This window comes from Streptomyces yongxingensis, from assembly GCF_055597465.1.
The window spans coordinates 6,496,968-6,510,502 of the sequence record NZ_CM145717.1; the positions used below are offsets into that span (position 1 = coordinate 6,496,968).

The 13,535-nt window shown below is 71.6% G+C and carries 12 protein-coding genes; 5 read left to right on the forward strand and 7 right to left on the reverse strand.

Annotated features, from left to right (window positions below; all coding sequences use genetic code 11):
* Positions 1-208: 208 nt before the first annotated feature.
* Positions 209-1,240 carry an SGNH/GDSL hydrolase family protein gene (locus tag ACZ6TD_RS28115; RefSeq protein ID WP_471342596.1) on the reverse strand — a complete coding sequence of 344 codons (1,032 nt, stop codon included), beginning with the start codon at positions 1,238-1,240 and terminating at the stop codon, positions 209-211.
* A gap of 203 nt (positions 1,241-1,443) precedes the next feature.
* Between ACZ6TD_RS28115 and ACZ6TD_RS28120 the strand changes: the two genes are divergently transcribed.
* The gene (locus ACZ6TD_RS28120; protein ID WP_471342598.1) at positions 1,444-2,829 is read left to right on the forward strand and encodes a cystathionine beta-synthase; all 1,386 of its coding nucleotides are present in this window, start codon (positions 1,444-1,446) and stop codon (positions 2,827-2,829) included.
* A 281-nt stretch (positions 2,830-3,110) separates the two neighbouring features.
* On the opposite strand, the gene ACZ6TD_RS28125 is transcribed toward ACZ6TD_RS28120, so the two are convergent.
* Positions 3,111-3,548 carry a hypothetical protein gene (locus ACZ6TD_RS28125; protein WP_471342600.1) on the reverse strand — a complete coding sequence of 146 codons (438 nt, stop codon included), beginning with the start codon at positions 3,546-3,548 and terminating at the stop codon, positions 3,111-3,113.
* Positions 3,549-3,668: 120 nt separating this feature from the next.
* On the opposite strand from ACZ6TD_RS28125, the gene ACZ6TD_RS28130 reads away from it, so the two are divergent.
* The 4 genes from ACZ6TD_RS28130 (at position 3,669) to ACZ6TD_RS28145 (ending at position 8,420) form a co-directional block, all read left to right on the forward strand.
* The gene (locus tag ACZ6TD_RS28130; protein WP_471342601.1) at positions 3,669-5,048 is read left to right on the forward strand and encodes an acyl-CoA synthetase; all 1,380 of its coding nucleotides are present in this window, start codon (positions 3,669-3,671) and stop codon (positions 5,046-5,048) included.
* Positions 5,049-5,143: 95 nt separating this feature from the next.
* Entirely contained in the window at positions 5,144-5,419 is a 276-nt protein-coding gene (locus ACZ6TD_RS28135) for a hypothetical protein (protein ID WP_471342602.1), read from the forward strand.
* Positions 5,406-6,029 (forward strand): DUF6879 family protein, encoded by a 624-nt coding sequence (locus ACZ6TD_RS28140; protein WP_471342604.1) that lies wholly within the window; start codon positions 5,406-5,408, stop codon positions 6,027-6,029. Before ACZ6TD_RS28135 ends, ACZ6TD_RS28140 begins: the two co-directional genes overlap by 14 nt.
* Before the next feature lie 54 nt (positions 6,030-6,083).
* Positions 6,084-8,420, forward strand: coding sequence for an ATP-binding protein (locus ACZ6TD_RS28145; RefSeq protein ID WP_471342605.1), 2,337 nt, complete (start codon positions 6,084-6,086; stop codon positions 8,418-8,420).
* A 40-nt stretch (positions 8,421-8,460) separates the two neighbouring features.
* Here ACZ6TD_RS28145 and ACZ6TD_RS28150 read toward each other — a convergent pair whose 3' ends face one another.
* From ACZ6TD_RS28150 to ACZ6TD_RS28170, 5 genes are all read right to left on the reverse strand, one after another.
* Positions 8,461-9,909 (reverse strand): purine-cytosine permease family protein, encoded by a 1,449-nt coding sequence (locus ACZ6TD_RS28150; RefSeq protein WP_471342607.1) that lies wholly within the window; start codon positions 9,907-9,909, stop codon positions 8,461-8,463.
* Between the two features lie 16 nt (positions 9,910-9,925).
* Positions 9,926-10,864 carry an ABC transporter substrate-binding protein gene (locus ACZ6TD_RS28155; protein ID WP_471342610.1) on the reverse strand — a complete coding sequence of 313 codons (939 nt, stop codon included), beginning with the start codon at positions 10,862-10,864 and terminating at the stop codon, positions 9,926-9,928.
* 147 nt (positions 10,865-11,011) lie between these two features.
* Positions 11,012-11,689 carry an ABC transporter permease gene (locus ACZ6TD_RS28160; protein ID WP_020870769.1) on the reverse strand — a complete coding sequence of 226 codons (678 nt, stop codon included), beginning with the start codon at positions 11,687-11,689 and terminating at the stop codon, positions 11,012-11,014.
* A 1-nt stretch (position 11,690) separates the two neighbouring features.
* The gene (locus ACZ6TD_RS28165; protein ID WP_471342612.1) at positions 11,691-12,332 is read right to left on the reverse strand and encodes an ABC transporter permease; all 642 of its coding nucleotides are present in this window, start codon (positions 12,330-12,332) and stop codon (positions 11,691-11,693) included.
* Positions 12,329-13,468 (reverse strand): ABC transporter ATP-binding protein, encoded by a 1,140-nt coding sequence (locus ACZ6TD_RS28170; RefSeq protein ID WP_471358103.1) that lies wholly within the window; start codon positions 13,466-13,468, stop codon positions 12,329-12,331. The genes ACZ6TD_RS28165 and ACZ6TD_RS28170 overlap by 4 nt, the downstream gene beginning before the upstream one ends.
* Between the last annotated feature and the right edge of the window lie 67 nt (positions 13,469-13,535).

The window sequence follows — 13,535 nt, forward strand, 5'->3', positions numbered from 1 at the left end:
GACGCGGGACTCTTTTTTCCAAGCGTACGCTCAGTGGCCCGGGATGCGGAGTCCCCTCGGGGCACCACAAGGCCGCGTCGGGGCTGGGCGCCACCGCTCCACCGATGCCACGGCCCACCGGTGCGGGCCGATGTGCTCGGCCGCGCACGCCAGGCGGCACCTCGGACGGGGCTGGGAGCCTCGCCCCGGGCCGCGGGCCCGCGCGGGGTCAGCAGCCCGAAGGGGGCGGGGACACCGGGGACGAGGTGTCGGGGGAGCCGGAGAGGGGCGCGGGCTCCTTCGTGGCAGGGCCCTGGCGGCGCAGCAGGCGGGCCCAGGGGCCGCGGGCCGCGGTGACCTCGGTGCCGCCCTCCGCGGCCGCCTCGGCCGCCGCCGTGGCGACCGGCAGGATGCCCTGGTCGAGCGTCTCCGGCGCCTCCTCGGGCCACAGGCCCAGCGAGTCGCACAGGGTCGGCAGAACGGCCATCGCCGCCGTGGCGTACCCCTCCGCCGAGGGGTGGTAGTTGTCCGGGCCGAACAGCTCCCGCGGATTCGCCGCGAACTCCGGGCCCAGCAGATCGCCCAGCGAGACCGTGCGCCCGCCCTGCTCCACCACTCCGATCGTCTGCGCGGCGGCCAACTGCCGGCTCAGCCGCCGCGCGATCCAGCGCAGCGGCTGATAGACGGGCTCGATCGTGCCGAGGTCGGGACAGGTGCCCACGATCACCTCGCAGCCGCTCTCGCGCAGTCTGCGCACCGCGTCCGACAGCAGCCGCACCGACGTGGCGGGCGGCATCCGCCGGGTGACGTCATTGGCGCCGATCATGATCACGGATACGTCGGGGAGCAGGTCCGGATCCTCCAGTACCAGCGTGACCTGGCGCTCCAGATCGCTGGACTGCGCCCCCGGCAGCGCCACGTTCCGCAGGTCCACCGGGCGCTCCGCGACCGCCGCCAGCCCCGAGGCGAGCAGCGCGCCCGGTGTCTGACTAGGGCGGTGGACGCCCTGTCCGGCGGCCGTGGAGTCGCCGAGAAAGGCCAGCCGCAGTGGTGGCTGGCCGGTCCTGCGGGCGAAGGCGAAGCCATATCGGCCGTCCGCGCGCGGAGGCGGATCGTCCGACCCGCCCACGACCCGCTTCGCATGGGACACCTCGGTGAGCAACAGCACGGCGGTCACCCCGCCCAGCAGCCCGATCCCGCCGCCCCCGTACGCCGCCGCGGCGGCGATCCGCCGCGCCACCCTCGCCCTCGACATCGACATGGGTCCAGCCCACCTCCGTCCACGTCCGCACGCGCACGCGCTTCCTTCTCCTTTGTACGCCTTGCCAACAACTTGTTGCCCCGTGTGGGCTTCGTCCCAACGCGCCGGTCGGAGGGCGGCAGCGCGCAATAAGCTGGCAGCACGGCCCCGCGACGGCGGCCGCCCCGACGCGGAGACCCCGCGGAACCGGACCAGGAGCAGGTGTGCAGTACTACGAATCGATGATTGAGCTGGTCGGCAACACCCCGCTGGTGAAGCTCAACACCGTGACCGAAGGCATCCGGGCGACCGTCCTGGCCAAGGTCGAATACTTCAACCCCGGCGGCTCGGTGAAGGACCGGATCGCGGTCCGGATGATAGAGGCCGCGGAGCGCTCCGGGGAGCTGAAGCCGGGCGGCACCATCGTCGAGCCGACCTCCGGCAACACCGGCGTGGGCCTCGCCATGGTCGCCCAGCGCAAGGGCTACAAGTGCGTCTTCGTCTGCCCGGACAAGGTGTCCACGGACAAGATCAATGTGCTGCGGGCCTACGGCGCCGAGGTCGTGGTCTGCCCCACCGCCGTGGACCCCGAGCACCCCGACTCGTACTACAACGTCTCCGACCGGCTGGTCCGCGAGACGCCGGGCGCCTGGAAGCCCGACCAGTACAGCAACCCGAACAACCCGCTCTCCCACTACGAGACCACCGGCCCCGAGCTGTGGGAGCAGACCGAAGGCAAGATCACCCACTTCGTGGCGGGCGTCGGCACCGGCGGCACGATCTCCGGCACCGGCCGCTATCTGAAGGAGGCCAGCGAGGGCCGGGTCCAGGTGATCGGCGCCGACCCCGAGGGCTCGGTCTACTCCGGCGGCTCCGGCCGCCCGTATCTGATCGAGGGCGTCGGTGAGGACTTCTGGCCGACCGCGTACGACCAGACCGTCGCGGACGAGATCGTCGCCGTCTCCGACAAGGACGCCTTCCAGATGACGCGGCGGCTGGCCAAGGAGGAGGGGCTGCTGGTCGGCGGCTCCTGCGGGATGGCCGTCGTCGGCGCGCTGAAGATCGCCGAGCGGCTCGGCCCGGACGATGTGGTGGTCGTCCTGCTGCCCGACAGCGGCCGCGGCTATCTCTCCAAGATCTTCAACGATGAGTGGATGGCCGACTACGGCTTCCTCGAGGAGGACGGCCCCTCGGTGCGGGTCGGCGATGTGCTCCAGGGCAAGGAGGGCGGACTGCCCTCGCTGGTCCATATGCACCCGGACGAGACGGTGGGCGAGGCCATCGACGTGCTGCGGGAGTACGGCGTCTCGCAGATGCCGATCGTCAAGCCGGGCGCCGGGCACCCCGATGTGATGGCCGCCGAGGTCATCGGCTCGGTGGTGGAACGCGAGCTGCTGGACGCCCTGTTCGCGAAGCGCGCGGAGCTGACCGACCCGCTGGAGAAGCACATGAGCCCGCCGCTGCCGCATGTCGGCTCCGGTGAGCCGGTCGAGGACCTGATGGCGGTGCTGGGCGCGGCGGACGCGGCGATCGTGCTGGTGGAGGGCAAGCCCAAGGGCGTGGTGAGCCGGCAGGACCTGCTGGCGTACCTGGCCAATAGCCCGAAGTGAGGGCCCGTAAGGATCCCAACCGCCCTTTCGGGCAAGTGGTACGTACGTGTCACGCGCCCGCAGCACAGGGTTAACACAGCTCCGGCAGATTAGTGGGCGTCGGAAGGACGACACCGACACCCGAGATGAGGCGACAGGACCTCCGGAGCGGCTCCCGGACCTCCAAGGTCGCCTGGACGCGGAATGCCGGCCCTGACCCGGCCCGCGTCCCCGCGGGGACCGCCGTCGTCCCGCCCTCGGTGCGAAAGCGCCGGGGTGCGGCGGTCCCCGCGCAGATTTTTCTAGTCCCTGCTCTCCTCCTGCCCACGGCCTCGGCGGAGCCAGGAGAGGGCCCCCATGGCGTGGACGGCGTTGACGCCGAAGATCCCGGCCCAGGTGATCAGCAGGCCCGGCAGGCCCTCGTTCACGACGCCGATGGCCGACAGGGGGATGGCCAGCACCAGGGAGACCCCGACGAAGGCGAAGCGCTCGCCGAGGCCCAGGCCGTGGGCCTGGGCCGCGGGCGCGCCGGTGGCGTACGGGCGGTTGCCGCGGGCCATCGCCATCTGCTGTTCGGCGAGCTGGCGGCGGACATGGCGGTCCGCCGTATCGTTGAAGCGCTGCTCGACCTTCTCCATGAAGGAGTCGACCAGCTCCGACTCGTACTCCGCACCCAGCTCCTTATGGGTCTGCAGGGCCGCGTCGAGTTCCTTTTTCAGATCCGGGTCACGGGCGTCCATGCTTAAGGACGGTACGGTCGCGGGGACGCTTTGTCGGTAGGGCTAGCACCCGAAACCAGCCCCCCGGAAGACGAGCGGGCCCGAGACGCACCGACGCCCGCTGTGGAAGGAGCCAGTTCCGTGACCGCACCTCTCCTCACGTCCCTCGCCGCGCCCGGTGGCGACCGCCCCGACGCCCTGAGCGTCGGCGGCCGCGCGCTCTCGCGCGAGGAACTGCTCGGTGCCGCGGGCGCGGTGGCGGCTCGTATCGCCGGTGCGCCGGTCGTCGCGGTGCGGGCGACCGCGACCCCGGAGACGGTGGTCGCGGTGGTCGGCGCGCTGCTGGCCGGGGTGCCGGTGGTGCCCGTACCGCCGGACTCCGGCCCGGCCGAACGCGACCACATACTGCGGGACTCGGGCGCCACCCTGCTGCTCACCGGGGAGGCCGTGGACGCCCCCGTCGAGACCGTCCCGGTGGACCTGACCGAGCGCGCGGCGTGGACGAAGCCGGAGCCGGACCCGGAGTCCACGGCGTTCATCCTCTACACCTCGGGCACCACGGGTGCGCCCAAGGGCGCGCTGATCTCCCGGCGGGCGGTGGCCGCCGACCTGGACGGGCTCGCCGCGGCCTGGGCCTGGACCGCGGAGGACACCCTGGTCCACGGGCTGCCGCTGTTCCATGTGCACGGGCTGGTGCTCGGTGTGCTGGGCCCGCTGCGGGTGGGCAGCGGTCTGGTGCACACCGGCAAGCCCACCCCCGCGGCGTACGCGACGGCGGGCGGCAGCCTCTACTTCGGGGTGCCCACGGTCTGGAACCGGATCGTCCAGGACCCGGACTCCGCCCGCGCCCTGGCCTCCGCCCGGCTGCTGGTCTCCGGCAGCGCCCCGCTCCCCGCCCCGGTCTTCCGCGAGCTGGAGCGGCTCACCGGCCAGCGCCCCATCGAGCGCTACGGCATGACCGAGACCCTCATCACCCTCAGCACCCGCGCCGACGGCGAGCGCCGCCCCGGCTACGTCGGCACCCCCCTGTCGGGCATCCGCACCCGGATCGCCGCCGAGGAGGGCGCCGAGATCGGTGAGCTCCAGCTCACCGGCCCGACCCTCTTCGACGGCTACCTCAACCGGCCCGAGGCCACGGCCGGTTCGTACACCGAGGACGGCTGGTTCCGCACGGGCGACATCGCCGCCATCGACCCGGACGGCTTCCACCGCATCGTGGGCCGCGCCTCCACCGACATGATCAAGTCCGGCGGCTACCGCATCGGCGCGGGCGAGGTCGAGAACGCCCTGCTGGACCACCCGGCCGTCCGCGAGGCCGCCGTCGTCGGCGCCCCGCACGAGGACCTGGGCCAGGAGATCGTCGCGTATGTCGTGGCCGACGGCATCGGGGAGAAGGAGCTGATCGACTTCGTCGCCTCCCAGCTCTCCGTCCACAAGCGCCCCCGCAAGGTGCGCTTCCTGGAGGCCCTGCCCCGCAACGCCATGGGCAAGCCCCAGAAGAAGCTGCTGCCCCCGGCCTGATACGGCTTGATCCAGTCCTCGGCACAGGGCGACCGTTGCCATCCGTGAAGGCCATTCCTACACTCGGTAACCACGACGGATGAGTGGAGAGAGCGATGGCCCGTGCCTGGGAAGCCGACCCGTCCGCGTCGTTCGCGCGTCGATTAGGAAAGTCGGCGCGCGAGCTCGGAACCACCGGTGGACGTGACGGGTGCCCGGACATCTGGCAGCTCGACAACGGTGACATCGCGGTCATCGGCCGCGACCTCACCGACGCCTATCGCGCGAAACTCCCCGACGACGCCAGCATCGCCCCTGACGAGCGCCTCGTCGTCATCCCGGGCTCCACCCTGAGCGCCGCGAAACCGGACATCCCCGATGCTCGGACTTGACGGCCCCCGCCTCGACACCAGCCAGGGCGAAGCGCTCCCCCTCGACGCCTACCGCCGCGACTTCCGCGAGCGGCAGTGGACGATCGACGGCCAGGACTCCTGGAAGCTGGAGCGGGGGCAGCACTTCAGGGAGCCGGGATTCGCCAGCTGGGAGGCGTTCGCCCGGGGCGACTGGGACGAATCCCTGCGTCTCATCGAGGAGGAGCGCGGCTATCTGCGGGAATTCTCGCAGGAGGTCGAAGACCACCGGATCACCCTCTACCGGGTCCGGGTGGTCGAGGAGCCCATCACCCCGTATCTGCAATGGGAGCTGCATCTGCTGCGGCTGCGCGCCGAATGCGGGGAGAGGATCCGGGTGGTCGGCCCGGAACACCTCGCCGACCTGGAGAGATCCGAACCGCTGCCGGAGATCCTGACGCTGGGCGACTCCACGACCTACCGGATCCGCTATACGGACCAGGGCATCCTCGACGGCGCGGTGCGGTTCACGGATGCCGGGATCACCACCCGCTGCCGTGCGCTCACCAGGGATCTCTACGACGCCGGTGAGGATCTGGGGTCTTATTTCGCCCGCGAAGTAGCGCATTTACCGCCACCACAACCGGAGTAGCAGATCAACGAGGATCACGGGACGCATTCCGAACTGTCCGGGTCCGCGGGTGACGTGGTGCAGGCCCGGGACGTCAGCGGAGGCATCCACTTCCACAGCGGCGGGCGCCCCGCGAGTCTCAAGCCCCGGCAACTGCCCGGGGACGTCCGGGGATTCGTCAACCGGGGCCAGGAGCTGGGACGGCTCGACGCCATCCTGGCCGACGGCGGCGATGAATCCGTTTCCGTCCCGGTCTGCGTTCTCGCCGGAACCGCGGGCGTCGGCAAGACCTCCCTGGCGCTGCGCTGGGCGCACCGCGTACAGGACCGCTTTCCCGATGGCCAGTTGTATGTGAACCTGCGCGGTTATGACCCTGGCGCGCCGGTCACCCCGCAGGAGGCGCTGCACCGGTTCCTCTCGGCCCTGGGCGTACCGGCGGCGGCAATTCCGGCGGACCTGGAGGCGGGCGCGGCGCTCTACCGGTCGCTGCTGGCCGGGCGCAGGGTGCTGGTCATCCTCGACAACGCGGCCACCGCGAGCCAGGTCAGACCGCTGCTTCCTGGCGCCGCGGGCTGCCTGGTCATCGTGACCAGCCGGAGCCGGCTGTCCGGGCTGGCCGTCCGCGACGGGGCGCACACGCTGACCCTGGGCACGCTGGACGAGACGGAGGCCGTCGCGCTGCTGAGTGTCATCACCGCCCCGTACCGACCCCAGGACGACCCGGGCCGGCTGATCGAGCTGGCCCGGCTGTGCGCCCGCCTTCCACTGGCCCTGCGCATCGCCGCGGAGCGGGCCGCCAGCCGTCCGAGGATGGGGCTGGACGACCTGATAAGAGACCTTCGCGACGAGTCAGCCCTGTGGGACGCCCTGAGCGTGGGAGACGACGAGGAGGCCGAGGCGGTGCGTACCGTGTTCGCTTGGTCCTATCGGGCGCTGCCCCCGGAGGCGGCGCGTCTCTTCCGGCTGCTCGGGCTGCATCCGGGCGCCGAGTTCGGCACCGCGGCCGCCGCCGCTCTCGACGGGGGCGGGGGCACCGGCCGCATCCGGCATCTGCTGGACGTGCTGGCCGGCGCCCATCTGCTGGAGCAGACCGGGCCCGACCGCTACGAGTTCCACGACCTGCTGCGCGCCTACGCGGCCGATCAGGCGCGGCACGAGGAGTCCCCGGAGGAACGCGGGGCGGCGCTGGGCCGGGTGCTGGTCTGGTACCTGCATTCCGCTGACGCCGCCCAGACCTGGATCAACCCGCAGGAGGCCCATATCCCCCTCGAACCGCTGAGTGAAGGCATCACCGCGGCGTCCTTCGCGGACTACGACGAGGCCATGCGGTGGTACGAGACGGAGCGCGGCAATCTGCTGGCCGCGACCCGCGCGGCCGAGGAGGCGGGTCTCGATGTGATCGCCTGGCAGCTTCCCGCGGTGCTGCGGAGTGTGCACATGCTCCTCAACCCGTTCGAGGAATGGATCGCTATGGGCCGGATCGGGCTGGATGCGGCGCGGCGGGTGGGTGACCGCACGGCCGAGGCCGAGCTTCTGGAAAGCCTCGGGATGGCGTGCACGCAGTCACATCGCCTGGCCGAGGGGGCCGAGTACCACCAGGGCGCCCTGGCCGCACGCCGGGAGACGGGTGACCGTCTCGGGGAGGCGCTCTCGCTGAACGACATCGGGCTGATCCACTTGCGGGGGCGTCGGCTGGAGGTGGCGAAGGACCACTTCGAGCAGGCCGCAACCCTGTTCCGGGAGCTGGATGTCGCCCACTGGGAGGCTGTCGTACTGGCGAACCTCGCCGAGGCGACGTACGAGCTGGCCCGGCTGGAGGAGGCGTCAGACTTCATCCACCGGGCCCTGGAGATGCACCGCGAGCTGGGCAACCAGGGCGGTGAGGGCAACGCGCTGCGGATCCTGAGCGCCATTCAGCGGGACCGCGGGAGGCCGGAGGAGGCGCTGGCCTCCGCCGAGCGCGCGCTGGAGATCGCCCGGACCCACCGCAACCACATGTGGGAGGGGTACTGGCTGCTGGAGCTGGGCCGGGCGCAGCAGGTGAACGGTGAACCGCACAACGCCCTGGTCTCGTTCCAGCGGGCCGCCTCCCTCCAGCGACGCCTCGGCGACCGGGCGCGGGAGGCCCGGGCGTGGGACGGCGCGGGGGAGACGTACCGGCGGCTCGGGCGGCCCGGCGAGGCGGCCGAATTCCACCGTCGCGCGGCGGCGGCCCACCGGGAGCTGGACGACCTGTGGCACACGGCGCTGTCCCTCTACGGTCTCGCCCGTGCGCTGCGCGAGGCGGACGAGGCGGACGGGGGTGAGGAGGCGCGGCGGCACTGGGGCGAGGCCCTGCGCGCGCTCGCCTCGTACGACGATCCCCGGGCAGTCGCACTGCGCGAACGCATCTCCGCCGCCCTCGCGCAGTAGAGCCATCCGCATGTGAAGGAGGACGATCCCCGGCCCGCCGTCACCCGGACTCGGTGACGTACGGGCGGCCCGGCGGTGGCTCCGGGGTGAGGATCATGCGGTCCGGGACATGGGCGGTGTCGCGGTGGGCCAGGAGCCAGTAGACGGCGGCGGGGACGGCGAGGCCGACGAGCCAGGAGATGTCCGCGCCGCCCAGCGGGGCGACGAAGGGGCCGGTGTAGAAGGCGGTGGACAGGAAGGGGAGTTGGGCGAGGACGCCGAGGGCGTAGGTGGACAGCGCCTTCCAGCGCCAGGCGCCGTAGCGGCCGTTCGGGTCGCTGAGGGCGGGGATGTCGTAGCGCTCCTTGGCGATGGCGTAGTAGTCGACGAGGTTGATCGCGCTCCACGGGGTGAAGAAGGTCAGCAGGAAGAGCAGGAAGTCCTTGAAGGAGGACAGGAAGCTGTCCTTGCCGAGCAGCGCGACCGCCGTGCCCGCGACCATGATCCCGGCGATGTAGGCGGCCCGGCCGCGCGGGGAGAGGGTGGCGCGGCCGCGGAAGCCGCTGACGCTGGTCACCATCGACATGAAGCCGCCGTAGGTGTTGAGGACGTTGATCGTCAGCTTGCCGAGGGCGATGACGAAGTAGAGCAGCGAGGTGATCAGGGCCGCGCCGCCGCCGAGGCCGACGATGTACGAGACCTCGTGGCCGACGAAGGCGTGGCCGGCCGCGGCGGCCGCGAGGGCGCCGAAGGTCATGGACCACTGGGAGCCGAGGACGGTGCCGGCGAGGGTCCAGGAGAAGGTGGCCTTCGCGGAGGTGGCGCGCGGCAGATAGCGGGAGTAGTCGGCGACGTACGGGCCGAAGGCGAGCTGCCAGGAGGCGGAGAGCGACACCGCGAGGAGGAAGAGCGGGAAGTCGAAGGTCCGGTCGTGGAGGAGGGTGGCCAGGTCGGTGCGGTCCAGCAGCCGGATGCCCAGGTACACGAAGGCCAGGGCGCAGACGACGCCCGCGATCCGGCCCAGGGTGTGGATCAGGCGGTAGCCGACCGCGGCCGCCACGGCGGTGACGAGGGCGAAGAGGACGATCCCGGTGGTGTCGCCGAGATGGGTGAGTTCGCCGACCGCCTGCCCCGCGAGCACGCTGCCGCTGGCGAAGAAGCCCACGTACATGACGATGACCAGCAGCAGCGGGACGATCGCGCCCCGGACCCCGAACTGGGCCCGGGAGGAGATCATCTGGGGCAGGCCGAGCCGCGGTCCCTGGGCGGAGTGGAGCGCCATCACGGCTCCCCCGAGCAGGTTGCCGATCAGCAGGGCGATGATCGCCCAGAAGGCGGCGGCGCCGAAGACGACGGCCAGGGCGCCGGTCACGACGGCGGTGATCTGGAGGTTGGCGCCGAGCCACAGGGTGAACTGGCTGAAGGCGGTGCCATGGCGCTCCGCGTCCGGGACGACGTCGATCGAGCGCTTTTCGACCAGAGAGTCCAGCGCGTCCGGGGAGTCGGGCATACGGGTGCTCCTGTCGCTACTTCTTGGTCAGGCCGTTCTTGGCGGCCCAGTCGGCGGCGACCCGGTCCGGGTCCTTCTTGTCGTTGCTCACCAGCTTGTTGAGCCGGGCCAGTTCGTGGGTGGTGAGGGCGCCGCCCAGACGGGCCAGGGCCTTGCGGACCTTGGCGTCGGCCTTGGCGGCGCGGACCACGGGCACGATGTGCTGGGCGGGGATGAGGGCCTTGGGGTCGGCGAGGATCACCCAGTCGTTGGCCTCGATGTCGGGGTCGGTGGAGAAGAGGTTGGCGACGTCCACATCGCCCTTCTTCAACGCGCCCTTGACCAGGGGCCCGGAGGCGTCGAGGGCCTTGAACTCCTTGAAGGTCACGCCGTAGCGGTCCTTGAGGCCGACCAGGCCGACCACGCGGTTCTTGTCCTCGGCCGGGCCGCCGAAGACCAGCTTGCCGTTCTGCTTGGCGAGGTCGGCGAAGCTGCGCAGTCCGTACTTCCGGGCGGACTCGCGGGTGACGCAGAAGACGTCCTTGTCCTCGGCGGCCGCGTACGACAGGGCCTCCAGGCCGCTGGGAAGGGCCACGGTGAGGGCGTTCTGGAGGTCGCCGGCCTCGGTCTGGGGGGCCTTGTCGTCGAAGTGGAGCAGCAGATTGCCCTGGTACTCGGGGAGCAGATCGATATCGCCCTGCTGGAGGGCGGGTATGACGATCTCTCGGGAGCCGAGGTTGGGCCGCACGGTCGTCTTGATGCCCGCGCCTTTCAGCGCCTCGGCGTAGAGGTAGCCCAGTAGCTGGTTCTCGGTGAAGTTGGCGGTGCCGATGACCAGCCCGCCCAGGCTGCTGCCGCCGCCCGAGCCACCGCTGCCGCCGTCGCCCTTGAGCGAGGTGATACCGCCGCCGCAGGCGGCGAGCGCGGGCACGGAGGCGCCGGCGAGCAGGCCGCCGAGCAGTTTCCTGCGGTTCATGGGGTCGTCTCCTCGGATCGGAGTGAAGTCGATGAGTCGGGGGAGCGCTGAGGCGCCTCGGAGTGACGTCCGTAGGGCGCTGAGTCGCTTCGGAGTGAGGTCGGTGGGGCGCTGAGTCGCCTCGGAGTGACGTCGGTGGGGCGGGCTTCAGTGCGCGTGGGCGCGCGGCGGGCGGTTGCGGAACAGCAGGCGCTGCACTCCGGCCAGCGCCAGGTCCAGGGCGATGGCCAGCACGGCGACCAGCACCGCCCCGCCCAGCACCTGCACCAGATCGCGCTGGGCGAGCCCGTCGAAGACGTAGCGGCCGAGTCCGCCGAAGCTGACGTACGCGGCGATGGTGGCGGTGGCCACGACCTGGACGCAGGCCAGCCGCAGCCCGGTCATGATCAGCGGGAGCGCGAGCGGCAGCTCGACCTGGAACAGCACCTGGTACCAGCGCATGCCCTGGCCCCGCGCCGCGTCCCTGACCTCGGGGTCGACGGCGGCCATGCCCGCGTACGTATTGGTGACGATCACCGGGACCGCGAGGGCGACCAGCGAGACGTACACCGGCCACATGCTCAGCCCGCTGGCCAGGAAGACCAGCGTGACCAGTCCGACGGTCGGCAGCGCCCGCCCGAAGCCGGAGAGGTTGATGGCGAGGAACGCGCCGCGCCCGGTGTGCCCGATGAGCAGCCCGACCGGGAGGGCGATGGCGGCGGCGACCAGGGTGGCCAGCAGCGAGTACTGGAGGTGCTCCAGGAGGCGGGTGGCGATGCCGTCGGGCCCGGACCACTGGGAGCCGCTGGTCAGCCAGCGGAGGAGGTTCTGGAGTAGTTCGAGCATGTCAGGCACGCCTCCTCAGCCACGGGGTGCACAGCCACTGGATGGTGACCAGCACGGCGTCCGCGACCAGCGCGAGCAGCAGGGACAGAAGGACTCCGGCCACGACGGGGGTGGGGTAGTTGCGCTGGAAGCCGTCGGTGAAGAGCTGGCCGAGGCCGCCGTACCCGATGTAGCTGGCCACGCTGACCAGCGAGATCGCCATCACCGTGGCCACCCGTACGCCCGCCATGATCACCGGGAAGGCGAGTGGCAGCTCGACGGTGAGCAGGGTGCGCAGCGGGCGGGCGCCCATCGCGGTGGACGCCTCGCGGACCTTGGTGGGGACGCTGTCGAGGCCCTCGACGGTGTTCCGGAGCAGCACGACCAGGGTGTAGATGGTCAGGCCGGTGATGGCGGTGGTGCGGGTGAGGCCGGTGACCGGCAGCAGCAGGACGAAGATCGCGATGGAGGGGATGGTGAACAGGATGTTCGAGACCCCGAGCAGGAGTCCGCGCAGCGGGCGCACCCGGTGGGCGATCACGGCCAGCGGCAGCGCGATCAGCAGACCGAGGAGGACGGCGGGGACGGCGGTGGAGAGGTGGTCGAGGGTGAGCGTGGCCAGGTCGGACTGATGGTCGGGGAACCAGCCCCAGTCGATGGTCATGCGGTCACGCTCGTGTCGGAGGCCGTGGTGCCGTCGCCCGCCGCTGCGGTTTCGGGCGCCTCGGCGGCGTTCTCGAGGGCGGCCGCGCGGCCCGCCTCCGCATGGCGCCGCCCCGCGTACTCATGGATCGCGTCGCGCCCGGTGACCCCGGTGAGCACCCCGTCGGCGTCCACGCGGGCCACCAGACCGGCGGGGGAGGCCAGCGACTCGTCCAGGGCGGTGAGCAGCGAGTCGCCGTCCCGCAGCGGGCGCACCGGCAGCAGCGGGGCCCGGTCGCCCTCAGGACCCTCGGTGTCGCGCCAGCCCAGCGGCTCACCGCGCCCGGAGGTGACCAGCCGCCAGCGCTGCCCGTCGGTGGGCGCGGGCTCCCGCTCCACGTCGGCGAGGGTGGACAGGGAGAGCAGCTTCAGCCCGCGCTCGGCGCCCAGGAAGCCCGCCACGAAGTCGTCGGCGGGGCTGGCCAGCAGCTCGGCGGGGGGTGCGCACTGGACGAGATGGCCGCCGGTGCGGAAGATCGCGATGCGGTCGCCGAGCCGTACCGCCTCGTCGATGTCGTGGGTGACGAAGACGACCGTCTTGCGCAGCTCGCTCTGGAGCCGCAGCAGCTCGTTCTGGAGCTGGGTCCGTACGACCGGGTCGACCGCCCCGAACGGCTCGTCCATCAGCAGCACCGGCGGATCGGCGGCCAGCGCGCGGGCGACCCCGACGCGCTGCTGCTGACCGCCCGAGAGCTGGTGCGGGTAGCGCTTGCCGGAGTCGGCGGGCAGCCCGACCAGCTCCAGCAGCTCGGCGGCGCGGGCCCGCGCCTTGCGGCGGCCCCAGCCCAGCAGCAGCGGGACGGTGGCGATGTTGTCGAGGATCGTGCGGTGCGGGAAGAGCCCGGCCTGCTGGATCACATAGCCGATCCCGCGCCGCAGCTCGGCGGCGTCCGCAGAGAGGACATCACGCCCGCCCACGCTCACCGTGCCGCTGCTCGGCTCGACCATGCGGTTGACCATGCGGAGGGTGGTGGTCTTGCCGCAGCCCGAGGTGCCGACAAGAACGGTGATGCCCCCTTCCGGGAGCTCGAGATTGAGGCGATCCACCGCTGTGGTGCCGTTCGGGTAGTGCTTACTGACGTCCTTGAAGCTGATCATCCGCTTCCCCTTGCCCTGTCTGCATATAGTCATGCACAGTCATAGTCGAGTGAATAGAAGTCAAGAG

Bases quoted from the DNA above. Each gene is read 5' to 3' on its own strand.
- ACZ6TD_RS28115 (WP_471342596.1), bottom strand. From the start codon at position 1,240: ATGTCGATGTCGAGGGCGAGGGTGGCGCGGCGGATCGCCGCCGCGGCG.
- ACZ6TD_RS28125 (WP_471342600.1), bottom strand. From the start codon at position 3,548: ATGGACGCCCGTGACCCGGATCTGAAAAAGGAACTCGACGCGGCCCTG.
- ACZ6TD_RS28140 (WP_471342604.1), top strand. From the start codon at position 5,406: ATGCTCGGACTTGACGGCCCCCGCCTCGACACCAGCCAGGGCGAAGCG.
- ACZ6TD_RS28135 (WP_471342602.1), top strand. From the start codon at position 5,144: ATGGCCCGTGCCTGGGAAGCCGACCCGTCCGCGTCGTTCGCGCGTCGA.
- ACZ6TD_RS28155 (WP_471342610.1), bottom strand. From the start codon at position 10,864: ATGAACCGCAGGAAACTGCTCGGCGGCCTGCTCGCCGGCGCCTCCGTG.
- ACZ6TD_RS28160 (WP_020870769.1), bottom strand. From the start codon at position 11,689: ATGCTCGAACTACTCCAGAACCTCCTCCGCTGGCTGACCAGCGGCTCC.
- ACZ6TD_RS28170 (WP_471358103.1), bottom strand. From the start codon at position 13,468: ATGATCAGCTTCAAGGACGTCAGTAAGCACTACCCGAACGGCACCACA.
- ACZ6TD_RS28165 (WP_471342612.1), bottom strand. From the start codon at position 12,332: ATGACCATCGACTGGGGCTGGTTCCCCGACCATCAGTCCGACCTGGCC.
- ACZ6TD_RS28150 (WP_471342607.1), bottom strand. From the start codon at position 9,909: ATGCCCGACTCCCCGGACGCGCTGGACTCTCTGGTCGAAAAGCGCTCG.